Origin of the sequence: Rhodoferax sp. OV413 (assembly GCF_900104385.1) — a bacterium.
In the GTDB taxonomy this organism is placed as follows: Bacteria; Pseudomonadota; Gammaproteobacteria; order Burkholderiales; family Burkholderiaceae_C; genus Rhodoferax_B.
In genome coordinates this window covers 225,232-248,894 of the sequence record NZ_FNJA01000002.1, presented here as the reverse complement: position 1 = coordinate 248,894, position 23,663 = coordinate 225,232, and the positions used below count along the sequence as shown (strand labels likewise).

Here is a 23,663-nt window from a genome sequence, read left to right as displayed (position 1 = left end):
ACTGAACTGATAACCTTTACGACCATGAACCTTATTGCTGTCAACGTTTCCACCCTGCGCCTGGGCCAACCGCTTCCGTTTGCCCTGCGTAACGAGCATGGAGTGCTGCTCGCCCACAAGGGGTATGTGATCAACGACCGCGAAGAGATCAGCTACTGGACCTCCCGCGGCATGACCCTGTGCGTGGACGTGGATGCCGCCGACAACCACCGCGCCTACGTGGGCAAGCTGTACGAGATGGTGCGCTCGGATACCACGCTGGGCGATATCGCCGACATGCAGCTGGCCGCCGCCGACCTGGACAAAGGCGATGCGCGCGAGGTCTCGGCCATCCCCGACTGGACCGCCCTGCAGATCCGCGCCAACGGCCTGCTGCGCGACCCGCAGAACGAGCAGTTTCTACAGCGGCTGGACAAGCTCTACACCGAACTGAACCAGCTGGTCGAGCAGCACCCGGACGCCACGCTGTGCGCGCTGATGCATTTGTCGGCCACCGAGATGCAGATGTACAGCGCTACCCACGCCATGCTGGTCTATGTGGTGTGCAGCCTGGCGGCGCGCGAGGTGCTGAACTGGCCGGCCGACCTGGACGCCACCCTGGGCAAGGCCGCGCTGACCATGAACATCGCCATGACGGCAATGCAGGACGAGCTGACCCTGCAGAACCAGGCGTTGACCGCCAAGCAGATCGAGATGGTCGAGCAGCATGCGCAGCGCGCCTTCAGCATGCTGGTGGCCATGGGGGTGGACAACGAAGACTGGCTGCTGGCGGTGCGCCACCACCACGACCGCTCGCCCGGACCACTGGGCGGCAAGACCGTGGCATTGCGGTTGGCGCGGCTGATCCAGCGGGCCGACACCTTTATCGCCCGGCTGTCGCCGCGCGCGGGGCGCCTGTCGATGCCGCCCAATGCGGCGATGCAGGCCTGCTATTTCGACGAGAAACGGCATGTGGACGAAGCCGGCGCGGCGCTGATCAAGGCCGTGGGCGTGTACTCACCGGGGGTGTATGTGCGGCTGGCGAATGGCGAAATCGCCGTGGTGATCCGCCGCAGCGCCAATACCACCGCGCCGCGGGTGGCGGTGATCATCAACCGCGAAGGCATGCCCACCGGCGAAATGATCGTGCGCGAAACCAATACCGCCATCCACAAGATCATCGCACACGTGCCGCACCGCGACGTCAAGGTGCAGGTGCAGCTGGAGCGCCTGCTGGCGCTGATCTAGCTCAGGTTGCCGCTGGCGTGGGCGGCGTGGCGGCCGCGCTGTCGGCCAGCTCTTTGCTGATCTCTTTGCGGTAGCGGTTCAGCTCTTGCACGGTCTTGAAGCTGCGGTCCATCAGCAGGCTCAGGTTGTGCAGGATGCGATCGACCACCTTGCCCTCCCACACCGCGTCGAACTTGATCTGCGTGTCCAGCCAGTGCTCCAGCCAGGCTGGGTCGGGCAGGCGGCTCTGGATGGTGTCGCGCGGGAACAGGCTCTCGTTCACGTGCAGATTGGTCGGGTGCAGCGCCTGGGCCGTGCGGCGGGCGCTGGCCATCAGCACGCCAACCTTGGTGAAGGCGGTGCGGGCTTCGTTGCCCACGTTGTTGATGGCGCGCTTCATGTAGCGCAGGTAGGCGCCGCCGTGGCGGGCTTCGTCCTGGCTGAGCTTGGTGTAGATGTTCTTGATCACCGGCTCGGAATGCCACTCGCTGGCCCGGCGGTACCAATGGTTCAAACGGATCTCGCCGCAGAAATGCAGCATCAGCGTCTCCAGCGCGGGCGCAGGGTCAAACTCGAAGCGGATGTCGTGCAGCTCTTCTTCGGTGGGCACGAGATCGGGGCGGAAGCGGCGCAGGTACTCCATCAACACCAGCGAATGCTTTTGCTCTTCAAAGAACCAGACCGACATGAAGGCGGAGAAATCGCTGTCGTCCTGGTTGTCGCGCAAGAACATCTCGGTGGCCGGCAAAGCCGCCCATTCGGTGATGGCGTTCATCTTGATGGTCTGCGCCTGTTCGTCGGTCAACAGGCTCGGATCGAAGTCAGCCCATGGAACATCTTTTTCCATATTCCAACGCACGGCTTCGAGTTGCTTAAAAAGTTCAGGGTAGAGCATGGCAATCCTTCATAACTGGCTTCATTCTAGGCGTTCAGGGTGACATTGCAGGATGGTGAAAACATCGGGGGGCGCGGTAAATAAAACTTGTTAGTCACAAAGTGACTGATTGGTATATTATCACCCCATGCGATCTACCCGCTTCACATTCCTTTACCCCTCCGCGGTGGCATGGCCCGGGAACTTATTGCGGCCAGCGCCGCTCCATAGCCGGGTTGCTGCATCTGCGGTACACACCTTTTTCTGGCAGCGAAGCCGTCCGCACACTGTGTGCAGGCACGATACCCCGGGGCGGTTCTCCTCCTCCCTCACTCCCTCGTTCGCATCGGGGTGCTTCGCAGCCACTTTCCTTCGCCAGGCGGCCTGATGGGCGGGCCACTGAAACTGGCCATCGTCGGCTCGGGCATTTCCGGGTTGGCGGTCGCGCACCGGCTGCGCGGCCAGGCCGACATCACCCTGTTCGAAGCTGGTAGCTACTTTGGCGGCCACACCCATACCGTTGACCTGACCCTGCCCACCCCCGCTGGCCTGGTCACGCACGGTGTCGACACCGGCTTTCTGGTCTTCAACGAACGCACCTACCCGCAGCTGATCCAGCTACTGGTCGAGCTGGACGTGGCCACGGCCAAGACCGATATGTCGTTCTCGGCGCAGATACCCGCCAGCACCCCGGACCAGCGCTATGTGGAATGGAGCGGCAGCACGCTGGGCAGCGTCTTCGCCCAGCGCAGCAACCTGTGGAGCCCACGCTTTTGGGGCATGCTGCGCGACCTGCTGCGCTTCAACCGGATCACCACCCTGCTGGCTTTGGACAACCACGATGCCGCCCTGGCCCAGCCGCTGGGTGAATTCCTCGACCAGCACCGCTTCGGCAGCGCCTTCCGCGACTGGTACTTTCTGCCGATGATGGGCTGCATCTGGAGCTGCCCGACCGCGCAGATGCTGCAGTTCCCGGTCGCCACCATGGTGCGCTTCTGCCACAACCACGGCCTGCTGCAGGTACTGAACCGGCCCCAGTGGTGGACGGTCACCGGCGGCGCGCGGCACTATGTGGACAAGATCACCGCCCCCATTGCCGACAAGCGCCTGGACAGCCCGGTGCAGCGCATAGAGCGTCTGGCCGACGGTGTGCAGATCACCAGCCAGACCCACGGCTTCGCCCGCACCGAGCGCTTCGACAAAGTGGTGCTGGCAACCCATTCCGACCAGGCCCTGGCCTTGCTCGCCGCCCCCAGCGCAGCCGAGCAGGCCACCCTGGGCGCTATCCACTACCACGCCAACCGCGCCGTGCTGCACACCGACGCCTCGCAGCTGCCGCGCAATCCCAGCGCCTGGGCCGCCTGGAACTACGAGCGCGCACCGGCCACGGATACCGAATCCAGCCGCGTCTGCCTGCACTACTGGCTGAACAAGCTGCAGCCGCTGCCCTGGAGCCAGCCGGTGGTCGTCTCCTTGAATCCAATCCGCGACATCGCGCGTACCCATGTCATGGGCACTTACGACTACGCACACCCGGTCCTGGACCTGGCCGCCATCGCGGCGCAAAAGCGCATGCCCGCGCTGCAGGGCCAGCAGCACACCTATTTCTGCGGCGCCTGGATGGGCTACGGCTTCCATGAAGACGGCTTGAAAGCCGGGCTGGCCGTGGCCGAGCTGCTGAAGGGCGCGGCATGAACCGGGCACAGATCGGCTTCGGCCAGGTGCGCCACACGCGGCTTCGCCCGGTGCGCCATGCGTTTGCCTACCCCACGTATTTCTTGATGCTGCCGATGCGCTCGCTGGCCGGCACCCCGCTGGCTATCAACCGCCGCGCCGCCTTGAGCTTTTATGACGCCGACCACGGCGACGGCCAGGGCAGCGCGCTGGCTTGGATAGAAGCCCTTCTGCCGCGCGAAGGCATTTCCGACGCCGACGGCGAGATCTGGCTGCACTGCTACCCGCGGGTCTTCGGCCATACCTTCAAGCCGGTGAGCTTCTGGTACTGCGAGCGCGCCGACGGATCGTTGCGCGCCATCGTGGTCGAGGTCAACAACACTTTTGGCGAACGGCATTGCTATGTGCTAGACCAGCCCCGCTACGGCGTGGAATTGACCGCCGCCAAGGTGTTCCACGTGTCGCCGTTCTGCCCGGTCGAGGGCGGCTACCGCTTCCGCTTCATGCGCGCCGGCGACAAGACCGTGGCCCGCGTCGACTATGACGACGCGCAGGGCGCGCTGATAGCCACCAGCGTCAGCGGCAGCCTGCAACCGATCACCGCCGCCAGCATCCGCCGCGCGCTCTGGCGCTACCCGGCCATGACCTTCGGCGTGGTCGCGCGCATCCACTGGCAGGCCTTCCAGCTGTGGCGCAAACGCGTGCGCTTCTTCCGCAAGCCGCTGCCCCCCAAAGATTTTGTGACGAGATAAGAGACGCGATGAACTCCACCACCAGCACCACCGCCCCCGGCTTCAGCGTGCCTTCCGACGCGCCCGCCGCGGCCCGCACCGCGCTCAAGCTGCTGCAGCGCCTGCGCCACGGCAGCATCACCATGCAGCTGCCCGACGGCAGCATGCAAGTCTTCGGCAACCACCAGCAGCACGGCGATGCGCCTACCGCGGCCATGACGCTGAAGAACTGGAATATCTGCGCGGCCGCGCTCAAGTCCGGCGACATCGGCGTGGCCGAAACCTATATCGCCGGCGACTGGACCACGCCGGATCTGACCGACCTGCTGACCGTGTTCATCTGCAACCGGCAGGAGATCGAAGACGTGGTCTACGGCCACTGGATCGGCCGGCTCTGGTACCGCGTCAAGCATTTGCTGAACCGCAATACCAAGGCCAACAGCCAGAAGAACATCCACGCCCATTACGACCTGGGCAACGCGTTCTACACGCTGTGGCTGGACGACACCATGAACTACTCGTCGGCCTGGTTCGAGGGCGACCTGGACCGGCCGCTGCGCGAGGCGCAAAACGCCAAGGTGCGCCGCGCGCTGGCCATGGCCCAGGTGCAGCCCGGCGACCGGGTGCTGGAGATCGGCTGCGGCTGGGGCGCGCTGGCCGAGATGGGCACCACCGAATTCAAGGCCAGCGTGACCGGCGTGACGCTGAGCACCGAGCAGCTGGCCTTTGCCAACACCCGCATGCAGCGCCTGGGCATGGACAGCCGCGCCGACCTGCGCCTGCAGGACTACCGCGACATCGCCGACGCGCCGTTTGACGCGATCTGCTCGGTCGAGATGGTCGAAGCCGTAGGCCGCGAATACTGGCCTACCTACTTCCAGACCGTGGCGCGCCTGCTCAAGCCCGGCGGCCGCGCCTGCATCCAGAGCATCGTGATCGACGACAGCCTGTTCGAGCGCTACATCACCAGCACCGACTTCATCCAGCAGTACATCTTCCCCGGCGGCTGCCTGCCGTGCCCGCGCGAGTTCCGCCGCGAAGCCGCCGCGGCCGGGCTGGAAGTGGTGGACGAGTTCGCCTTCGGCCCCGACTACGCCGAAACCCTGCGCCGCTGGCGCGACAAGTTTCTGGCCGCCCGCACCCAGGTGCTGCAGCTCGGTTTTGACGAAAGGTTTATGCGCTTATGGGAGTTCTACCTGGCCTATTGCGAAGCCGCCTTCGACAAGGGCAATATCAATCTTGTGCAGTACACGCTATTAAAAAAATAGCTGCCTGCGCAGGTACTCTGTGCGCCAGCGGCCTGTTTTGCTTGAATTTGTGGGCCACCGAGCTGCCCAGCGAAGTCGCCACTGCCGTGCCGCAAGCCAGCCTCAGCGGTAGCACGCGGCTCAAGGTCTGGGGCTTTGATATCTACGACGCCCAACTCTGGGTGGCGCCCGGCTTCCAGGCCGCGCGCTATGCCGACACGCCGTTCGCGCTGGAGCTGCGCTATCTGCGCGACTTCAGCCGCGCCGACATCGCCCGCCGCTCGCTGGCCGAGATGCGCCGCAGCGCGCCGATTTCCGACGCACAGGCCCAGGCGTGGCAGCAGAAGCTGGAATCGGCCTTTCCCGACGTGAAGAAGGACGACCGCATCCTGGGCATCTACCTGCCACAGACCCGCACGGCCCGCTTCCTGACCAACGGCCAGCCCACCGGCGAGGTCAGCGATGGAGACTTCGCGCGCCTGTTTTTCGGCATCTGGCTGTCGCCCCAGACATCGGAGCCGGCCATGCGCAAACAGCTGCTGGCGGGCCATCCATGAGCTCTGCCGCCTTCAGCCCCCGCAACGGCTTTGCCTACGGCCTGATGGGTCTGCCGCTGGCCTTTGTGGCGCTGCCGCTGTACGTGGTGCTGCCGCACCACTACGCCACCACCCTGGGCGTGCCGCTGGCGGTGCTGGGGCAGATTCTGCTGGGCGCGCGGCTGTTCGACGGCCTGATCGACCCGCTGCTAGGCCGCTGGGGCGATGCGCTGTTTGCTCGCTCCACCCGTGCCGTGCTGGGGGTGGCCGCCATGGCGGCGGTGCTGATGGCGCTAGGCTTCTGGGGCCTGTTCTTTCCTGCCACCCAGCAGCATGTGCTGCTATGGGCCGCCGCCCTGCTGGTGCTGACCTATACCGCCTACAGCACCCTGGGCGTGCTGCACCAGTCCTGGGCCGCGCTGCTGGGCGGCGACGAGGGCCAGCGCAGCCGCCTGGTCGGCTGGCGCGAAGGCCTGGGCCTGGTCGGCGTAGTGGTGGCCAGCGTGGCGCCGGTGCTGCTGGGCCTGCCGGCCACCGTGCTGCTGCTGGCGCTGTGCCTGGCTCTGGGCTGGCTGGCCTGGACCCGCGCCGTCGGCCCGCAGCCGCAGCGCCAGGCCGTGCACCGCGCCGCGCTGTGGCAGCCGTTTGCCAACCCGGTGTTCCGCCGGCTGTTGGCGGTGTTTTTGCTGAACGGCATTGCCAGCGCCGTGCCCGCCACCCTGGTGCTGTTCTTTGTGCAAGACCGGCTGCAGGCGGCCGAGGCGCTGCAGCCGCTGTTCCTGGCCACCTACTTTGTGTGCGCCGCCGTGTCGATTCCGCTCTGGCTGCGGCTGGTGCCGCGCTGGGGCTTGGCCCGCACCTGGCTGGTCGGCATGGGCGTGGCGGTGGCGGCTTTTGTGTGTGCGGCGCTGCTGGGCGCGGGCGACAGCGTCGCCTTTCTGCTGGTCTGCGCCGCGTCCGGCATCGCGCTGGGCACCGACCTGGCCCTACCCGGCGCGCTATTGGCCGGCATCGTGCAGCGCAGCCACAGCCAGACCGCAGGCCTGTACTTTGGCTGGTGGAACTTCGCCACCAAGCTGAACCTGGCCCTGGCCGCCGGCCTGGCCCTGCCGCTGCTGGCCTGGCTGGGCTACACCCCCGGCGCCCAGGATGCGGCCGCGCTGCACGCCCTGACGGCCATCTACTGCCTGCTGCCCTGCGTGCTCAAGCTGGCTGCAGCCGGCGCGCTGTACCTGCTCATCATTCGCCCCAAGGACTCCCTATGAAACGCCGTCTTCTCCTACTCGCCACCAGCGCTGTGCTGGTGGGCTGCGCCGGGCCCCAGGTGGCCGACTACGCCAACCAGACGCCCAAGCTGGACCTGCGCAGCTATTTCAACGGCACGCTGGACGCGTACGGCGTGTTCACCGACCGGTCCGGCAAGGTGGTCAAGCGCTTCACCGTGCTGATGGTCTGCAGCTGGAGCGGCGACGACGGCGTGCTCGACGAGTCGTTTACCTATTCCGATGGCACGACGCAAAAGCGCGTCTGGCGGCTGCACCGCGACGCCGATGGCCGCTTCAGCGGCCGGGCCGACGACGTGGTGGGCGCGGCCCTGGGCGAGCAAAGCGGCAACGCCTTCCACTGGCAGTACACGCTGGCGCTGCCGGTCGATGGCACGGTCTACCACGTGCAGTTCGACGACTGGATGTACCTGGTGACCGACAAGGTGATGCTGAACAAAGCCAGCATGAGCAAGCTGGGCATCCATCTGGGCGAAGTCACGCTCTCTTTTACAAAACGTTAAGCCAAATCGGCCTCTGGCGCATATATCAACAGCGCAAGCAGCTATTAAAAACAGAGCACACAGCATGGCACTGAATCCCCCCATCACCGACTGGCGCGGCAAGACCGTGTGGCTGATCGGCGCCTCCAGCGGCATCGGCCGTGCCACGGCGCAGCTGCTGCACGGCCAGGGCGCGCAGGTGGTGGTGTCGGCCCGCCACGCCGACGCGCTGGAACGCTTTGTGGCGGAGCACCCGGGCGCGCGCGCCCTGCCGCTGGATGCCGCCGACCCCGCAGCCCTGCGCGCCGCCGCCGACGGGCTGGAGCGGCTGGACGCGGTGATTTACTGCGCGGGCTACTACCGGCCGCAGCGCGCCACCGCCTACAGCCTGGCCGAGATGCAGCAGCACCTGCAGGTCAATTACGTGGGCGCGCTCCACATGCTGGACGCGGTGCTGCCGCGGCTGTTGCAGCAAGGCCATGGCCACATCAGCCTGGTGGCCAGCGTGGCCGGCTACAGCGGCCTGCCGCAGAGCCTGGCCTACGGGCCGACCAAGGCCGCGCTGATCAACCTGGCCGAGACCCTGTACCTGGACCTGCACGACCGCGGCCTTGGCGTCAGCCTGGTCTGCCCGGGCTTTGTGCAAACCCCGCTAACGGCGCACAACGACTTCCAGATGCCGGCCCTGATCACCCCCGAAGCAGCGGCTTTTGCCATACTGCGCGGCTGGCGCCGTGGCCAGTTTGAGATCCACTTCCCCAAGCGCTTCACCCTGTGGATGAAAGCCCTGGCGCTGCTGCCCTACCGCGCCTACTTCCCCGCCATCCGCAGAATGACCGGACTATGACCCCAGCCGTCGAACAGATCGTCTCGTTCTTCGAAACCCTGACCCCGCAGAGCCTGGCCCGCTGCGGCGAGATCTATGCGCCCGACGCGCGCTTCAAAGACCCGTTCAACGATGTGCGCGGCCTGCCGGCCATCCAGGGCATCTACCAGCACATGTTCACGGCCCTGCACGACCCGCGCTTTGTGGTGCACGAGCGTATCGTCAGCGGCCCGCAGTGCTTTCTGACCTGGGACTTCGAATTCCGCTTCAAGAACTACCACCCCGGTGTCACGCAAACCGTGCACGGCGGCTCGCACCTGCAGCTGGACGCGCAGGGCCGCATCACCCTGCACCGCGACTACTGGGACGCGGCCGAGGAGCTGTACGAGAAACTACCCATGGTCGGTGGCCTGATGCGTTGGCTCAAGCATAGAGTGGGCACAGGGTGAACACGTAAGTTAGTCGGGAGGTGGTATGGCTAAGATGCCGCATGCACAGGCCCCTGAACCCACCGTGAAAATCTTCCAGCGCGAGCAACGCTCCCTGTTCGGCGAAATCCTGGACTGGATGCTCACGCCCCTGCTGCTGCTGTGGCCGGTGAGCCTGGCGCTGACCTGGCTGGTGGCTCAGGGCATCGCCGGCAAGCCCTTCGACCGGGCGCTGGAGTACAACGCCCAGGCGCTGTCGCAGCTGCTGGTGGTGTCGCAGCCGCACCAGGCCCAGTTCAGCCTGCCGCTGCCGGCGCGCGAAATCATGCGGGCCGACGACTCCGACCAGGTTTACTACCAGGTGCGTGGCGCGCATGGCGAATTGCTCAGCGGCGATACCGACCTGCCGCTGCCGCCGGCCGACGAAAAACCCGCCGAAGGCCCGGTGCACCTGCGCGACGACGAGATGCGTGGCCTGGACGTGCGCGTGGCCTACCTGTGGGTCAGCCTGGACCTGCCGGGCAACCCGCTGGCCCTGGTGCAGGTGGCCGAAACGCGCGAAAAGCGCTCGGTGCTGGCGGCCGAAATTATCAAGGGCGTGATGCTGCCCCAGTTCGTCATCCTGCCGCTGGCGGTGCTGCTGGTGTGGCTGGCGCTGGTACGCGGCATCCAGCCGCTGAAGCAGCTGGAGGAGCGCATCCGCGCCCGCACCCCTGACGACCTGAGCCCGCTGGACGAAAAAGCCGTGCCGCTGGAAGTGGCGCCGCTGGTGTCGTCGGTGAACGACTTGCTGACCCGGCTGAAGGATTCGATCGCCACGCAAAAGCGCTTTCTGGCCGACGCCGCCCACCAGCTAAAAACCCCGCTGGCCGGGCTGCGCATGCAGGCCGATCTGGCGCAGCGCGAGGGCACCAACACCGCCGAACTCAAGCGCTCGCTGCAGCAGATCGGCCGCTCCAGCATCCGCGCCACCCATACCGTGAACCAGCTGCTGGCGCTGGCCCGGGCCGAGAACAGCGGCGTCAGCCAGAGCCTGCAGCTCTGCGACCTGGCGCGCCTGGCCATCGAGGTGGTGCGCGACTCGGTGCCGCGCGCGCTGGAAAAGCGCATCGACCTGGGCTACGACGGCGCCGAGCCCGGTAGCCCCGGCGTGCAGATACAGGGCAACCCCACGCTGCTGAAGGAGCTGGTGCGCAATCTGGTGGAAAACGCCATGCACTACACCCCGTCCACCGACGCCCATCCGGGCATCATCACCGTGCGCATACAGGCCGCCCCCGACGGCCAGGGCACGCTGCTGCAGGTGGAGGACAACGGCCCCGGCATTCCCCCCGCCGAACGGGAGCTGGTGTTCCAGCCGTTCTACCGGGCGCTGGGCACGGAAGCCGATGGCTCAGGCCTGGGCTTGTCCATCGTGCAGGAGATCGCGCGGCAACACCAGGCACGGGTGCTGCTGGAAGACGCGCACACCGCCGCGGTGCCGCCCGGCCTGCGGGTGGAGGTGTGGTTCGGAGGGTAAGCTCAGCTCAACAGCTTGATCAGCGCGTCCGGGTGGATGCCCAGGCCCACCAGGCCCGACACGCCCATCAGCACGCCAAAGCCGGCCGGCACCAGGCTCAGCATGTACAGGGCGGGTAGCTGCGTCAGCGAGGCCACGGCCAGCATGGAAATGGCGATGGCAATCAGCGCGTCGCACAGGTCAAACTGGTCGTCGCGGAAGTTCAGCGCGTCGTAGCTGGCCTGGTCCTGCTCGGCCTGGGTTTTGAGTTCGGCCTTCTTCTGGCCTTCCTTCTGGGCCAGGGCGGTATAGCTGCCGATCTGTTCCTGGTAGGCCGCCTGCTGGACCGGCGCCACCACGGCCATGGCCTGCAGACGCAGCTGGGCCAGGGTGGCATTGGCGATTTCCTCGCGCACATTGCGCGCCTGGTAGAACTGCCAGTGGTCCAGCTTGTCGGCCTGGGCCTGCTGCATGGCTTGCACGATGTTGTCGTCCTTGACCTTGCAGATCCCCAAAAAGGTGGCCAGCAAGGCCACGGTAATGGCCACCGCCGGGTTCAGCCAGCGCCGCTTGGCGGGCTTACGGGCGGGTTTGGCGGATTCAACGATATCCAAGGGGTCCAGTTCCATGACAAGCTTTCTGTGGGTCGCCGGCCGGAGAGTGGCCAGGCGCTGCAGAGCTTGTAACAGCCGCGCCGGTCTTTTTCTTAGGGCAGGCTTAAAGGTGCGGCCCCGTGCTGAACCACACCGGTGTAGCGGGTAAATTCTTAGCCTTACCTGGTGGATTGCAACAGCTCTCCGTTCAGCGCGATCCGCACGGTGCGCAGCGTCAACACCGCCACTACCAAGCTGAGTGCGCCTAACAGTCCTATGGCCAGCACCCAGTGCAGCCCGGTGGCCCGGAACTCAGCGTACTTCAGCGCGACATTGGCCAGCGCAGCCATCGGAAAGCTGATCGCCCACCAGCCCGCAGAAAACGGGACGCTGGGGCGGAAGACTTTCGGCGCGACCACCGCGAACATGAACAGCGCAAAGTAAAAAAGCAGCGCGCCAAAGCGGTCGATCCCGCCAACGATATTGCTGTACGCGAGGCACCCCACCGCAAAGGGCGCCACCAGAATCATCAGCGACGGGGCCATGCCGGGAGAAAGCGGATCGCGGTGCACCAGCCGGCTGACGATCATCGCGAAGAGCACGAGCGCCAACACGGCACCCACCGCACCGGCCAGCAGATTGATTTCCGCCACCCAGGCCATGGGCATCTGTGCGCCGGTGACCGGAATGTCCAGCGTGGCCACGCACGGGACGATCCAGGCCGGCACGGCATGCGACGCGTCGACCTGGCCTTGGAGCAAGCGGGAGACCACGACGTAACAGAGCACGAAGGTCGCCAGCACACCCACCGACCAGAGGGCGCGGGCAGCGGGCGGGCTGTAAGGCCCGAGGACCGCAGACAACAGCAGCAGCGAGATCGCGATGGTGCCAAAAAAATTGCCAGCCACAGGATGCCGAAACTCTGCCTGCACGACCTCTGGATGCTTGACGAGCTTCGCCAGATAGCCCCATGCAAGCAGAAGGAAGATACCCACAGCGAACGCGCCGATGGCCTCGCCAACCAAGGCGGGCGCTCCCAGGCTGCTGTGCGCCAGCCGCCAGGCCAGGCCCAGCCCAGACAGCCCCATGACCGAAGCAAACAGGTTGACGGGCAGGTTGCGTACCGAGCTGACGCTGGGTGGAGAAAGAACCGGAACGGACGGGTTGATGGACAGGCTTGGCACAACGAGCTCCTTTGGCTGGATTTGCATGATCTTGTAGTTTCTGCCAAACTTCGAGCACTGTCTCTGCCAACCTACGGCGTTTTCCGCCAATCATTGGGCAATGTCTGCCATGCGTATCGCCATACTCGCTTTTCCCCGTTTCCAACTGCTGGACGTCGCCGGGCCGGCGGACGTTTTCGCCGAAGCCGCGCGCCAGCTCGGCAAGCCCCGAGCTTACGAGGTGCAGGTGATCGGCAGCGAAGAAGGCATGTTGAGGAGCAGCGGCGGCTTGCGCCTGGCCGTCGACGCCACCGTGGCCACGCAGCGCGGGCCTATCGACACCTTGCTGATTGCAGGCAGCCCGAACATCGAGGACATGGCCAGCGACCTGCAGCTGCAAGACTGGCTCCGAAAGCAGGCGCACAGCGTTCGGCGCTATGGCTCGGTATGCACCGGCGCCTTCGTGCTGGCGGCCACCGGACTGCTGGATGGCAAGCGGGTGGCCACCCACTGGAATTCGGCCACCCGCCTGGCGGCGGCCTACCCCGGTACCTGTGTCGAAGCGGACGCGATCTATGTGCAAGACGGCAAGCTGTTCACCTCCGCGGGCGTGACTGCCGGCATGGACCTGGCCCTGGCGATGGTGGAAGAAGACCACGGCCGCGAACTCGCGCTGCGCGTGGCGCGCGAACTAGTGATGTTCCTGAAGCGCCCTGGCGGCCAAAGCCAGTTCAGTGCCCACCTGGCGGCGCAGACATCGGAGCGCTCGGAGGTGCGCGAAGTGCAGGACTATGTGCTGGCGAATCTGAAAGGCGATTTGTCGATACCCGCGCTGGCGTCGCGCGCAGGCATGAGCGAGAGGAGCTTCGCGCGGATCTTCCGCAGCGAAGCCGGCACAACGCCGGCCGAGTTTGTCGAGAACGCACGCATCGACGCAGCGCGCCGCCTGGCCGAAGAATCAGACCTGCCCGCCAAGCGGCTGGCCGATGCGGTGGGCTATGCGAATGTGGACGGCTTCAGGCGGGCCTTTGGCCGCCGGCTGGGGGTGAGCCTGGTGGAATACCGAAGGCGCTTCGCCGGCTGACGGTATTTTCAAGGCCCCACCGTGAACGCCGTGGGCTGGGTGCGGGCCACCACGGCCTCGGGGCTGGTCGCGTTGCGCACCAGCTCCAGTTGCGCCGTGTACGCGCCCTTGGGCGGGTTCAGCCAGGCCTCGGTCTGGCCCGACTTGAAGCTCAGCACCTCGGGCTTGGCGCCCGGGCGGTTCAGCACCAGCCGGAAGTAATGCGTGTCCGGCAGCTGCGCGGCCACGGGCGCGATGTTGAAGCCCGAGGCGTGGAACACCAGGCGAAACGGCGGCTGCTGCAGCGCGCCGTCGGCCACGCCCAGCATCTCCACCCGCGGCAGCCCCACCACATCGGCCGGCGCCACACCCGGCTTGCGTTGGGTCACCGTGAGCTTGAGCGGCTTGCTGTAGACAAAGTACGGGATGTGGCCCTGGTCGGCCAGCACCAGGCGCAGGGTGTAGACGCCGGGCGGCAGGTCCAGCACCGTCTCCATCTGGCCCTTGCCGAAGTGGATGTAGTTGGCGGTGAAAGGCAGGGGCTTGGTGAAGTCCAGCGGCAGCTCCTGGTTCAGCAGCAGGTGGTGGTGCCCGGCCAGGCCCACCTTGTGGCCGGCCGGCACCACGCCGCGCATCGACAGGCCAAAGCGCGCCACGAACGGCGACTCGACCTGCGCGCCGTCCTGCAGGTTGCTGAAGTAGGCACTGGGGCTGCGCTGCGGCGGCGGGAACATCCAGGGATGGAACAGGCTGTCGTCCACCGCGGCGGCCTTGGCCGGGTCCGTGCTGCCCGCCGCCGCGGCCGGCAGCGCCAGCGCCGCACACCCGACCAGGCCCAGCCAGGCCAGCGCCACTTTTGTTCGCATCCACATAGGCATCCCTCGGATAAAAAAGCCAGCCCTCCCAGTCGCGGCGCGCGTCTGTTTCGGCTTTGTAAAGAATGCCACTCTACCGCAGACAGAACGAGCGGGGTACGCTGCAAATTGCATAGCAATGCGGTAGGGCCTGCCACGGGCTCAGGACTGCAGGCAGGCCATGTCGACGATGCGTTTCACGATGGTGTTCGGCCCGGCCAGGTTCCAGCTCATGGGGCCGTGCTCGGAATGCACCATCTTGCCCTTGCCCATGGCTTGCGGGTGGTCGGACGAATAGATGCGGCGCACCCGCCTGCCCGCGCAGTCGATCTCGATCTGGTCCTTGGACGAGGCAAACGGCCCGCCCGCGCCCACCTGCGGCGCACTGTGGTCGCGCAGTATCCAGACCATCACATTCGAACCCACCTTGGGCGGAATCGCCGAGTCGATGTAGAACACCGAAGTCTCGCTGGTGGATATGCGCACCCAGTCGGCCAGCGCCGGGCCGCAGCCCAGGGCCAGCAGCAGGGCTAGCAGATGCTTGTTCATGCCAGCGCCGGCGGCACAGGGTGCAGGCGCGCCATGGCCAGCGCATCCACATAACGCCCCTGGCGCAGCGCGTAGCCGCGGTGCGTGCCCTCCAGCACAAAGCCCTGGCCCTGGTACAGGCGCTGGGCGGCGGTGTTGTCGGCGTAGACGGTGAGTTCCAGGCGCAGCAGGTTCAGCCAGTTGTCGGCCAGGTCGATGGCGGCCTTCAGCAAGGCCGTGCCCAGGCCCTGGCCCTGCCGGTCGTCGCGCACCGCCATGCCGATGCCGGCCACATGGGATCGGCGCGGGTGCGGCACCGGGTGGATGCCCAGGTGCCCGACCACCTCGCCCTGCACCACCGCCACCAGCATGCGGTCGTGGGCTCCCATGCCAGCCAGCCGCTGCCTCCACACCTCGCGCGACTGCAGCGGAATCTGCATGGTGCCAGCCGCCGCCAGCGGCTGGGCGTAGATCTGGGCGATGGCGGCGTAGTCGTCCTGTTCGGCGTGGCGGATGGTGGTCTGCATGCGGCTTATTCGGTTGGGGGGAAATGCATCTTAGCCTTGCGCCTGCAGCACATGGGCGACGAAGCGGCTGAGCTTGGGCAGCTGGCGCCGGTCTGGCGCATACACCAGGTTGACCGGCCGGGGCGCGGGCGCGCAGTCCTGCAACACCTCAACCAGGCGGCCGCTGGCCAGGTCGTCGGCCAGCAGCACCCGGGGCTGCAGCACCAGGCCCAGGCCGCACAGCGCGGCAGTACGCAAACTATCGCCCAGGTTGCAGGTGAAGCGCGACTGCTCGGGCCAATCCACGGCGATGCCGTCCTCGCGCAGCGGCCACCCGGTGCGCCCGTTCCAGACCGAGTGGCGCAGGCAGGTGTGCTGCGCCAGGTCGCTGGCGCGCAGCGGCCGGCCCTGCCGCTCCAGGTAGGCGGGCGCGGCAGCAATCACCATCCGGTAGGGCTGCATTCGCCGCGCCACCAGGCTCTGGTCGACCACCGGGCCGATGCGCACCGCCACGTCCACCCCGTCGCCGACCAGATCCACCAGGCTGTCGCTGAGCTGCAGCTCGACCCGTACCTGCGGGTTGTGCAGTAGGAAGTCGGCCACCAGCGGCGCCACCACATGGTTGCCCAGCGTGGTCGGCGCGCTGACGCGCAGCAGGCCTTGCGGCGCGGCCCGGCTGCGCTCGACCGCCGACTCGGCCCAGCGCACCTGCTCCAGCACGCGCTTGCAGTCCTCGTAAAACCCGGCGCCCACCTCGGTCAGGCTGTGCTGGCGGGTGCTGCGCTGCACCAGCCGCGCGCCCAGGTGCGCCTCCAGCAGGCGGATGTGCTTGCCCACCATCACCGCCGAGATATTCAGCTGGCGCGCCGCAGCGGCAAAGCTGCCGCCCTCCACCACGGCCACCATGACCTCCATGTTGCGGAATTTATCCATCGCTATTCAGAACCATTGGTTAGTAGATAAAGAAGTATCAACTACTTTATGCGCTTCTGAATTTGCAAAACAATCGGAGCTTCACCACTTCTCACCCAGGAACAGCGTATGAAAATCCTCTTGATCGGCGCCCACGGCACCCTCGGCCAAGCCGTCCAGGCCAATCTGGCAGCCCGCCACAGCATCGTCAGCGTAGGCCGCAACAGCGGCGACTACCGGGCCGACCTGGCCCAGCCGGCCAGCCTGGCGGCGCTGTTTGAAAAAGTCGGCAAGGTCGACGCCATCGTCAGCGCCGCCGGCAATGTGCACTTCGGCCCGCTGGGCGAGATGACGGCCGAGCAGTTCAACATCGGCCTGCAGGACAAGCTGCTCGGTCAGGTGCAGCTGGCCCTGCTGGCCCAGCGCTACCTGAACGACGGCGGCTCGGTGACGCTGACCAGCGGCATCCTGTCCACCGATCCGATCCGCTATGGCGCCAGCGCCTCGGCAGTGAACGGCGCCATTGAGGCCTTCGTCGCCGCCGCCGCCCTCGAGCTGCCACGCGGCCTGCGCATCAACGCCGTCAGCCCCACGGTGCTGACCGAGTCCATGGCCGCCTACGGTGCCTACTTTGCAGGCTTCGAACCGGTCTCCGGCGAGCGCGCGGCCCTGGCCTACCAGCGCAGCGTGGAAGGCGCACAGACCGGGCGGGTGTACCGGGTGCAGTAGGCCATACGCTGGACCCGAAACCGAATGGCATGCAGCACATGCCGCCCAGCGGCCTTCTGCGGTTTGCGGTTGCACGCCGCTTGGAGCGAAGGGCTAAGCGCCGGCCTTCGCCAACTTTTTAGCTTGCTGCTTGGCAAATATCTTGCCCGCATAGCCAACCGTAAAGTAGATGCCTATAGCGTGCAGTGCCATCACAAAGGCGACCCCCGCGAGCAGCGCCCCGACCGGAAAAGCCCCCGCGGAACCCAGCAGAGGAATGGCGACGGCCAGCTGAATCAGCAAATCGATAGTGATCATTCCCCACACCACACGCGTCTTTTCAGCCGAGCTGAAGTAGCGGGCATTCTTTTCACCAAACGCCAGGCAGGACCACCACGCCGCGCCGACCAGTACCCCGGCGTTCACACCGGAGTTGGGCTGTACGCCCGCAAGCCCAAACCCCACCAGCACGACCACCACCAGGCCAATGTAGGCAGCCGCAAAACGTATGAAAACGCCCGATATCTTCAAGGTGGATCTCCTGGTGGTGAATGCCATGCGTGCCGCGAAAACCGCAGCACCTACGCGCCGATCTTAGCCACCGCACACATTCGGTCCGCACGCAAAAATGGAGGAAGGCTGGCAAGCCGGCCGCTACCTAGCGGTCCACGCCGAACACCGGCTCGCCATCTTGCCAACGGCTGAGTGCCGACGGGTCGCGCAGCGCCAGCAGCACGGCCTGCACCAGCTCGTGCGGCTGGGCGTCCAGGCCGCGCTGGCGGTAGGCAGCCGCAGTGCCCAGCTGCAGCGCCTCGGCGTGTACAGCCAGCTCCAGGCTCTGTGGAATCAGCGCGGCATCGCTCGCGCAGGCGGCCACATCGCGCGAATGCGCCTTGCGGCAGGCTGCCGGGCGCACCGCGTAGATGGAACACAGCTGGTCAATGAGGAAAGGGCACGCCGGCCGGCAGCTCCAAGGCGCATCCTGCGGGCTGGCGTCCTGGGTCTGCACCGCCAGGTAGGCCTCAAGCCGCGCCACAGTCTCGGCCTGCTCTAGCGGCGGCCGCGCGGCCAGTTCGCCGGCAATCTGGAATATCTCGGGCGCCATCGCCTCAACCCGGGCGTGGCAGCAATGGCTGCAACCGGCCGCGCAGTCCAGCCGCACGCCCTGGTCCCGGACGGTAGCCACCACACTATCCACCCCGCGCTGCAAATGCCGGACAAACGCCACAACCGCCCAGCCGCCAGGCTGCGCCTCCAGCCCGCGCAGCGCCGCCTGCTGCACCTGGTCGACGGACTGCAGGAATGCGGCCTGCTCTTCGGGCGTGAGGGCCAGCGGAGGTGGCTTCATGGGGCGGTCTGGTCAGCCCGCAGGCGTGCTCAGCGGCTGTTGGCATAAGGCTTTAGTTGCTGCGTCGATCGTGCCTTTGCAAACAGTCTCTATCCGCCGCATCGCCTCGGCCGCGGTTACGGCTTGACTGGCCGCCTTGCGCAGCCACTGCATGCCTTGGACAGTGTCCTGCGCATAGCCCATGCCGAAGGCATGCATGGTCCCCAGATCCATCTGGGCTTTGGCATGGCCAAGCTGCGCAGCCTGAGAAAAGAACTTTCCGGCTTGGCTCAAATCTTGGGGTACATCCACACCCTGTGCGTACAGGCTGCCCAGGTTGTACTGGGCCGATGCATAGCCGCGGTCCGCCGCTTTTTGGTACCAGGCAATGGCCTGTGTGGCATCTTTGGGAAAGTCATCCCGCCCGGTGGCATAAATGCTGCCCAGATTGAACGCAGCAACCACGTCGCCCTCCGACGCAGCGCTCTCCAACAGTGCAACCGCTTTGCGCGTGTCCTGCGTGCCGCCTCGGCCGTCTTCATAAAAATTGGACAAATTGAACTTTGCCGATGCAACCCCGTTACGGGCTGCCTTCTCGAACCACTCTGCCGCCAGGCGGTTGTTCTGCGGGCCGCCCAGCCCGTCCGCGTACAGCCCGGCCAGGTTGTTTTGGGCATTCGCGTCCCCCATATTGGCGGCCACCCCATACCACCACCGGGCAGCTTTGTAGTTGCCCGCGTCAAAGGCGATACGACCGAAGGTGTAAGCCTTCAACACGCCAACGCCCAGGCCTACGCAAAGAAGCACCAGGAGCAACAAACGAGGGCTATTTTTCATGGTGTTGGTGAAGTTAAAAGGAAGACCACGCAACTTAAGCCGCCGGCCGATGCATCTCCATCAGCCGCCCCGGATTGGCCAGCGCGGTGAAGCCGAACTGCGCATACAGGCTGTGCGCATCCCGCGTGGCCAGCATGAAGCGGCGCAGGCCTTGCAGGTCGGGATGGGCGAGGATGGTTTGCATCAGCCACTTGGACAAACCCTGGCCGCGGTAGGCTTCGAGGATGTAGACGTCGGCCAGGTAGGCGAACGTGGTTTTGTCGGTGACGACCCGCGCAAAACCCACCTGCTGCGCGCCGTGGAACAGGCCAAAACACAGGGAATTCGCCGCCGCACGCTCGACCCGTTCGCGGGCGACGCCGGGCGACCAGTAGCTCTGCGCGAGGTAGGCGTGGACAGCGGCCAGGTCCAGCTGCTGCGGGTCGGTGCTGATGCGGTAGGCGCCGCGTTGGCTGCTGGTGTGCATGCTGAAAATCCTGATGAAATGGGCCGCTAGCGCATGCAGTACCTGCGCAAGCCGCTATGCATTCGATAGTAACCTGGACTAGCCCGTGGCCGTCCAGCGGCAGGCGCCGTCGGCACCGACATCGATACCCGGGTTTTCCACGAAGCTGGTGCCCAGGCCGCTGCGCTTGTGGGTGTAGACGAAGCGGTTGATACGCGCGCCCTGGGTTTCCACCTCGTAGCTACCCAGCGTCTGGCCGCCGACGATCTCCAGCCAGACAGTGGTGAACGCAAACGGCCGGCCGGGTGCTGTTTCCACATGCGATTCGCGCACGCGCACCAGGCTGATGGGCCGGCTGTTGGTGCCGTAGCGCACGAAGCCGCCGCTCCAGCCACTCGCGTCGTCGCCCACGGTGCTGAACTGCAGCAGGATCGGTTTTTTAGCGCCTTCGGCGAACAGGCAGCGGGTGGTGAAAACACCGGCATCGGCAGCCGGCGCCAGCGCGGCCATCAGCACGGTCAACAGCAGGAGTCGCATGGTCCAAAGTCCCCAGGGTGGCGGAATTGGCCACTATACATTCGACGGAATACCCGGAAAATTTACAAGAAAATGGGCGGTATCGCAGGTAGTACGAGCGGTAACAGCTACTAAAAATATAGCACTATTACACACCGATGTTTTACCGCGGTTTTCCGCAACTTGGAGGACGATCGGCCTCGTCTGTTAAAAGACCCGGTTACCCACCGCGCAAAGCCTGCCATGCCGACCAACGATTCCGCCACCCACCCCACCATCCATTGGACCGAGGCCGACCAGCCCCAGTCCGCCCGCTGGCGCTCCGAGCGCGGCGCGCCCGCGCCCAAGCGCGTCGTGCTGGCCGACGACACTTTGTCGGCCGACACCGCCTACCGCCTGGCCTGCGAGGGTACGGCCCTGCTGTGGCGTGGCGACTTCCACAACGCCCGTCAGCTGCTGCAAGCCATCGCCCGGCGCGTCGACCAGACCCCGGCGCGCAAGCAGCGCAAAGCGCCCAAGGAGGCCGTCGCCCCGGCCGAGGCCTTCCACCTGTACCGCCAGGCCCAGGCCCAACGCGCGCGGGTGCTGAACATGCTGCTGCTACCCATCAACGCCGACTACAGCATCCCGCTGCGCCGCGCGCCCAATGTGCATGCCGCTTGTTTAGCGGCCTGGGGCCCGGCGAATGCCGCGGAAGGCCCGGCCGTCATCACTCTGCGCGAGCTGCAAGGCCTGACCAGCACCCACGAATGGCGCCGCAAGGGCCTGGAGATCCCGGCGCTGGGCGAGCCGCCGCTGAACCGCATCCACCCGCACTACGGCGTGTTTTCGCCGGTGCGCGGCGAGTACATCGACCTGGTGGCCAAAGCCCCCTTGCCGGTGGCGGGGACGGCGTTCGACATCGGCACCGGCAGCGGCGTGCTGGCGGCGGTGCTGGCGCGGCGCGGTGTGGCCCAGATCGTGGCCACCGATACCGACCCGCGCGCCCTGGCATGCGCCCGGGACAACCTGGCGCAGCTGGGCGTGGCCAAGCAGGTGCAGGTGGTGCAGACCGACCTGTTCCCCGAGGGCCAGGCCACGCTGATCGTGTGCAACCCGCCCTGGCTACCGGCCCGGCCTGGATCGCCGATCGAACACGCCGTGTATGACGAGAACAGCAGCATGCTGCTGGGCTTTCTGGCCGGGTTGAAGGCGCACTTGGCACCGGGTGGCGAGGGCTGGCTGATCTTGTCGGACTTTGCTGAGCACCTGGGCTTGCGCAGCCGCGAAGAGCTGCTGGCGGCCTTTGAACGCAATGGTTTGCAGGTGCTGGGCCGGCTGGACGCCAAGCCGCTGCACCCCAAGGCGACGGATGCCACCGCCGCCCTGCATGCGGCGCGGGCGGCTGAAGTCACCTCGCTGTGGCGGCTCGCCGCGGCGGTCTAAAAGTTACTCTCAGCAGGCGCGCAGCGGCCGGCCCGCCAGCGCCGGCTTCAGTCCGTCCAGCTGGGTTTTGATGGCTGCGTCCACCGCCGGCAGGCGCAGCTGCACGCCGCGCACTTCGGGATGCTCGAGCACCACCCGCGCGGTGCGCACGCCACGCTGGGTCAGGTCGCCCAGCGATTTATTGGCGGCGGCTTCGCTGTCGAAGCCGCCCAGCGACAAGCCGGGCTCCAGCGCCTTGGGCGGGGCCTCGTATTTGACGCGCATGCCGCGCAGCTCGGCTTTCTTGCGGTCCACCCAGTCGGTGTTCGGGTAGCGGCCCATGTAGACGATCCAGCGACCGGGTTCAACCGCTTCGTCCAGGGTCCAGGAACCGGCCGGCAGGGCTGCCAGCGACCGGGCCAGCGCCGTGCCACGGGCCGCGTCAAACGGGCCGGCGGTCAGGCATTCGGTGGGCTCGGCGGCGGCAACGGAGGCGCTGGCGGCCTCGGCTGGTGCGGGAGCCGGAGCGGCGTCGGCGCTGTTCGGCGGCAGCACTTCCACCATCTCGGGGTGGATCTGCTGCTGCAGGCGCTGCGGCTCGGATTCCACCGTGGGCGCCAGGCCGTAGGCGGCCAGAAGGCCTTGCGACCAGGCGTAGTACAGGCCATTGGCCAGCAGCAAGAACAGGATCACGGCGCGCAGCATGTGCTTAGCCCGCCGGGGTGGCGGCCGGGCGCACGCTGACTTCGGCGCTGGTCACGGTCTGCAGGCCGTCCGGCGTTTGCAGCAGCAGGCCACCCTGGGCATCGACGCCGCGCGCCATGCCCACCGTGCCGTTGCTCAGGTTCACCGCCCGGTCGCGCAGCAGATCGCGCTGGTCGAACTGCGCCTGAAACGGGGCAAAGCCGCCGAGCTCAAAGGCCTTGAGCGCCTGCACCAGCGGCGCGGCGATGCGCAGCAAGGCCTGGCCCGCGTCCACGCCGGGCAGCACTTCCTGCAGCCAGGCCGGCGCAGTGGACAGGCCATCCCCCGCGCGGGGCGCGATGTTGATGCCGATGCCAACCACGGCCACCCGCTGATCGCCCACACCGGCGGTTTCGATCAAGATGCCGGCCAGCTTGCGGCCGTGCAGCCACACATCGTTCGGCCATTTGAGCTGCAGATCGGCATGCAGGCTGTTCACCACGCTGACCCCCACGGCCAGCGACAGGCCCGACCAGTCGGCCGGCGCCAGCGGCAGGGCCAGCGAAAAGGTCAAGGAATCGCCGACTTGGCTATGCCAGTCGCGCCCCAGGCGGCCGCGGCCGGCGGTCTGCTGCTCGGCCACCAGCAGAGTCGGCTCGTTGCGACCGGCGCGGACCCGACGCATCAGCTCGCTGCTGCTGGAATCGATCTGTGGCAGCACCTCGACCGTAAAGTCGGGCAGCAGCGGGTACACCGCCTCCCAGATCGCCTCGGCCGGCCAGTTCATGGCTTGCGCAGCCGGCTGATCCGGCGCTTGGGCGCCAGCAGGGTGCCGCGGCAGCTGGGCGCGCCGCACCAGCACGGGTATTCGGCCTTCAGCTTGGGCGTGTAGCGCTCTTCCAGCATCAGGCCGTAGTCGTAATTCAGCTCTTCGCCGGCCGCGATGTCCTGCAGGGCCACGATGAAGATGCGGCCGTCCTGCTCGTCGGTTTCGCAATTCGGCTCGCAGGCATGGTTGATCCAGCGCGAGGCATTGCCACCGTAGTTGGCGTCGATGACCCGGTCTTCGTCCACGTGGAAGTAGAAGGTGTGGTTGGGCTGGCTGGGGTCGTGCGGGTGCCGATCCTGGGCTTCTTGCCAGGAAATGATCTCGCCCACGTACTCGGCCACAACCTCGCCAGCGGCGATGTCCTGCAGTGCGAACACGCCTTTGCCATGGACGCCGGAGCGTCGGACCTGGATGCGTCGCCCGGTATTTCTAGCGGCTTTAACGGGGGTTTTGGAAGTCAAGGGCAAAACTCTGTTAACTTAAATAAGGGAACCTAAGTGTGTGCAATT

Annotated in this window: 28 protein-coding genes; 13 read left to right on the top strand and 15 right to left on the bottom strand. The window is 66.4% G+C overall.

The features are described from left to right. Positions 1-24: 24 nt before the first annotated feature. Positions 25-1,227, top strand: a complete 1,203-nt coding sequence (locus BLT66_RS08590) for an HD-GYP domain-containing protein (RefSeq protein WP_092757275.1) — start codon at positions 25-27, stop codon at positions 1,225-1,227. Between the two features lies 1 nt (position 1,228). Here the strand turns inward: BLT66_RS08590 and BLT66_RS08585 are convergent, their stop codons facing one another. Further along, positions 1,229-2,101, bottom strand: coding sequence for a ferritin family protein (locus BLT66_RS08585; RefSeq protein WP_092757274.1), 873 nt, complete (start codon positions 2,099-2,101; stop codon positions 1,229-1,231). A 366-nt stretch (positions 2,102-2,467) separates the two neighbouring features. On the opposite strand from BLT66_RS08585, the gene BLT66_RS08580 reads away from it, so the two are divergent. The 9 genes from BLT66_RS08580 to BLT66_RS08540 all read left to right on the top strand — a co-directional run bounded on the left by BLT66_RS08580 (position 2,468) and on the right by BLT66_RS08540 (position 10,806). Continuing rightward, entirely contained in the window at positions 2,468-3,775 is a 1,308-nt protein-coding gene (locus BLT66_RS08580; RefSeq protein ID WP_255406839.1) for an NAD(P)/FAD-dependent oxidoreductase, read from the top strand. Beyond that, complete coding sequence (locus BLT66_RS08575) at positions 3,772-4,506, top strand: DUF1365 domain-containing protein (protein ID WP_092757273.1); 735 nt, start codon at positions 3,772-3,774, stop codon at positions 4,504-4,506. Before BLT66_RS08580 ends, BLT66_RS08575 begins: the two co-directional genes overlap by 4 nt. Positions 4,507-4,514: 8 nt before the next feature. Further along, a complete protein-coding gene (locus tag BLT66_RS08570; protein WP_092757272.1) occupies positions 4,515-5,753 on the top strand; it encodes an SAM-dependent methyltransferase in 1,239 nt (412 codons plus the stop codon). Between the two features lie 41 nt (positions 5,754-5,794). Then, on the top strand, positions 5,795-6,289 hold the full coding sequence (locus tag BLT66_RS08565; protein ID WP_255406838.1) for a chalcone isomerase family protein: 495 nt from the start codon (positions 5,795-5,797) through the stop codon (positions 6,287-6,289). Then, a complete protein-coding gene (locus tag BLT66_RS08560; protein WP_092757270.1) occupies positions 6,286-7,533 on the top strand; it encodes an MFS transporter in 1,248 nt (415 codons plus the stop codon). The genes BLT66_RS08565 and BLT66_RS08560 overlap by 4 nt, the downstream gene beginning before the upstream one ends. Next, positions 7,530-8,054, top strand: a complete 525-nt coding sequence (locus BLT66_RS08555) for a DUF3833 domain-containing protein (protein WP_092757269.1) — start codon at positions 7,530-7,532, stop codon at positions 8,052-8,054. Before BLT66_RS08560 ends, BLT66_RS08555 begins: the two co-directional genes overlap by 4 nt. A 64-nt stretch (positions 8,055-8,118) precedes the next feature. After that, positions 8,119-8,880 carry an SDR family NAD(P)-dependent oxidoreductase gene (locus tag BLT66_RS08550; protein WP_092757268.1) on the top strand — a complete coding sequence of 254 codons (762 nt, stop codon included), beginning with the start codon at positions 8,119-8,121 and terminating at the stop codon, positions 8,878-8,880. Next, complete coding sequence (locus BLT66_RS08545) at positions 8,877-9,308, top strand: nuclear transport factor 2 family protein (protein ID WP_092757267.1); 432 nt, start codon at positions 8,877-8,879, stop codon at positions 9,306-9,308. The genes BLT66_RS08550 and BLT66_RS08545 overlap by 4 nt, the downstream gene beginning before the upstream one ends. A 64-nt stretch (positions 9,309-9,372) precedes the next feature. After that, the gene (locus tag BLT66_RS08540) at positions 9,373-10,806 is read left to right on the top strand and encodes a sensor histidine kinase (protein WP_092757839.1); all 1,434 of its coding nucleotides are present in this window, start codon (positions 9,373-9,375) and stop codon (positions 10,804-10,806) included. Between the two features lie 2 nt (positions 10,807-10,808). On the opposite strand, the gene BLT66_RS08535 is transcribed toward BLT66_RS08540, so the two are convergent. Together BLT66_RS08535 and BLT66_RS08530 are read right to left on the bottom strand one after the other, a co-directional pair. Next, positions 10,809-11,414 carry a DUF4337 domain-containing protein gene (locus tag BLT66_RS08535; protein ID WP_176955017.1) on the bottom strand — a complete coding sequence of 202 codons (606 nt, stop codon included), beginning with the start codon at positions 11,412-11,414 and terminating at the stop codon, positions 10,809-10,811. Between the two features lie 143 nt (positions 11,415-11,557). Then, positions 11,558-12,589: an SLAC1 anion channel family protein gene (locus BLT66_RS08530; protein ID WP_092757266.1), complete on the bottom strand. Its 1,032-nt coding sequence runs from the start codon at positions 12,587-12,589 to the stop codon at positions 11,558-11,560. An 82-nt stretch (positions 12,590-12,671) separates the two neighbouring features. Between BLT66_RS08530 and BLT66_RS08525 the strand changes: the two genes are divergently transcribed. Next, positions 12,672-13,625 (top strand): GlxA family transcriptional regulator, encoded by a 954-nt coding sequence (locus BLT66_RS08525; RefSeq protein ID WP_092757837.1) that lies wholly within the window; start codon positions 12,672-12,674, stop codon positions 13,623-13,625. Positions 13,626-13,633: 8 nt separating this feature from the next. Here BLT66_RS08525 and BLT66_RS08520 read toward each other — a convergent pair whose 3' ends face one another. The 4 genes from BLT66_RS08520 to BLT66_RS08505 form a co-directional block, all read right to left on the bottom strand. Further along, positions 13,634-14,476, bottom strand: a complete 843-nt coding sequence (locus BLT66_RS08520) for a DUF4399 domain-containing protein (RefSeq protein ID WP_092757265.1) — start codon at positions 14,474-14,476, stop codon at positions 13,634-13,636. 144 nt (positions 14,477-14,620) lie between these two features. After that, positions 14,621-15,007 (bottom strand): surface-adhesin E family protein, encoded by a 387-nt coding sequence (locus tag BLT66_RS08515; protein WP_092757264.1) that lies wholly within the window; start codon positions 15,005-15,007, stop codon positions 14,621-14,623. Continuing rightward, positions 15,004-15,513 carry a GNAT family N-acetyltransferase gene (locus BLT66_RS08510; RefSeq protein ID WP_092757263.1) on the bottom strand — a complete coding sequence of 170 codons (510 nt, stop codon included), beginning with the start codon at positions 15,511-15,513 and terminating at the stop codon, positions 15,004-15,006. The genes BLT66_RS08515 and BLT66_RS08510 overlap by 4 nt, the downstream gene beginning before the upstream one ends. Before the next feature lie 30 nt (positions 15,514-15,543). After that, positions 15,544-16,425 carry a LysR family transcriptional regulator gene (locus BLT66_RS08505; RefSeq protein ID WP_092757262.1) on the bottom strand — a complete coding sequence of 294 codons (882 nt, stop codon included), beginning with the start codon at positions 16,423-16,425 and terminating at the stop codon, positions 15,544-15,546. A gap of 108 nt (positions 16,426-16,533) precedes the next feature. On the opposite strand from BLT66_RS08505, the gene BLT66_RS08500 reads away from it, so the two are divergent. Beyond that, positions 16,534-17,133 (top strand): short chain dehydrogenase, encoded by a 600-nt coding sequence (locus tag BLT66_RS08500; protein ID WP_092757261.1) that lies wholly within the window; start codon positions 16,534-16,536, stop codon positions 17,131-17,133. A 93-nt stretch (positions 17,134-17,226) separates the two neighbouring features. Here the strand turns inward: BLT66_RS08500 and BLT66_RS08495 are convergent, their stop codons facing one another. The 5 genes from BLT66_RS08495 to BLT66_RS08475 all read right to left on the bottom strand — a co-directional run bounded on the left by BLT66_RS08495 (position 17,227) and on the right by BLT66_RS08475 (position 20,258). Continuing rightward, a complete protein-coding gene (locus BLT66_RS08495) occupies positions 17,227-17,643 on the bottom strand; it encodes an ABZJ_00895 family protein (protein ID WP_092757260.1) in 417 nt (138 codons plus the stop codon). Positions 17,644-17,770: 127 nt separating this feature from the next. Next, the gene (locus tag BLT66_RS08490) at positions 17,771-18,460 is read right to left on the bottom strand and encodes a YkgJ family cysteine cluster protein (RefSeq protein ID WP_092757259.1); all 690 of its coding nucleotides are present in this window, start codon (positions 18,458-18,460) and stop codon (positions 17,771-17,773) included. Between the two features lie 12 nt (positions 18,461-18,472). Continuing rightward, positions 18,473-19,309 (bottom strand): tetratricopeptide repeat protein, encoded by an 837-nt coding sequence (locus BLT66_RS08485; protein WP_092757258.1) that lies wholly within the window; start codon positions 19,307-19,309, stop codon positions 18,473-18,475. Between the two features lies 1 nt (position 19,310). After that, positions 19,311-19,742 (bottom strand): GNAT family N-acetyltransferase, encoded by a 432-nt coding sequence (locus tag BLT66_RS08480; protein WP_092757257.1) that lies wholly within the window; start codon positions 19,740-19,742, stop codon positions 19,311-19,313. Between the two features lie 78 nt (positions 19,743-19,820). After that, positions 19,821-20,258, bottom strand: a complete 438-nt coding sequence (locus tag BLT66_RS08475; RefSeq protein ID WP_143029169.1) for a hypothetical protein — start codon at positions 20,256-20,258, stop codon at positions 19,821-19,823. A gap of 222 nt (positions 20,259-20,480) precedes the next feature. Between BLT66_RS08475 and BLT66_RS08470 the strand changes: the two genes are divergently transcribed. Beyond that, positions 20,481-21,662, top strand: a complete 1,182-nt coding sequence (locus BLT66_RS08470) for a methyltransferase (protein ID WP_092757255.1) — start codon at positions 20,481-20,483, stop codon at positions 21,660-21,662. A gap of 9 nt (positions 21,663-21,671) precedes the next feature. Here the strand turns inward: BLT66_RS08470 and BLT66_RS08465 are convergent, their stop codons facing one another. The 3 genes from BLT66_RS08465 to BLT66_RS08455 are packed head-to-tail and all read right to left on the bottom strand — an operon-like array spanning position 21,672 to position 23,615. Then, positions 21,672-22,346 carry a hypothetical protein gene (locus tag BLT66_RS08465; protein WP_092757254.1) on the bottom strand — a complete coding sequence of 225 codons (675 nt, stop codon included), beginning with the start codon at positions 22,344-22,346 and terminating at the stop codon, positions 21,672-21,674. 4 nt (positions 22,347-22,350) lie between these two features. Then, positions 22,351-23,112 carry a biotin--[acetyl-CoA-carboxylase] ligase gene (locus BLT66_RS08460; RefSeq protein ID WP_092757253.1) on the bottom strand — a complete coding sequence of 254 codons (762 nt, stop codon included), beginning with the start codon at positions 23,110-23,112 and terminating at the stop codon, positions 22,351-22,353. After that, the gene (locus tag BLT66_RS08455; protein ID WP_092757836.1) at positions 23,109-23,615 is read right to left on the bottom strand and encodes an SET domain-containing protein; all 507 of its coding nucleotides are present in this window, start codon (positions 23,613-23,615) and stop codon (positions 23,109-23,111) included. Before BLT66_RS08455 ends, BLT66_RS08460 begins: the two co-directional genes overlap by 4 nt. Positions 23,616-23,663: the final 48 nt, after the last annotated feature.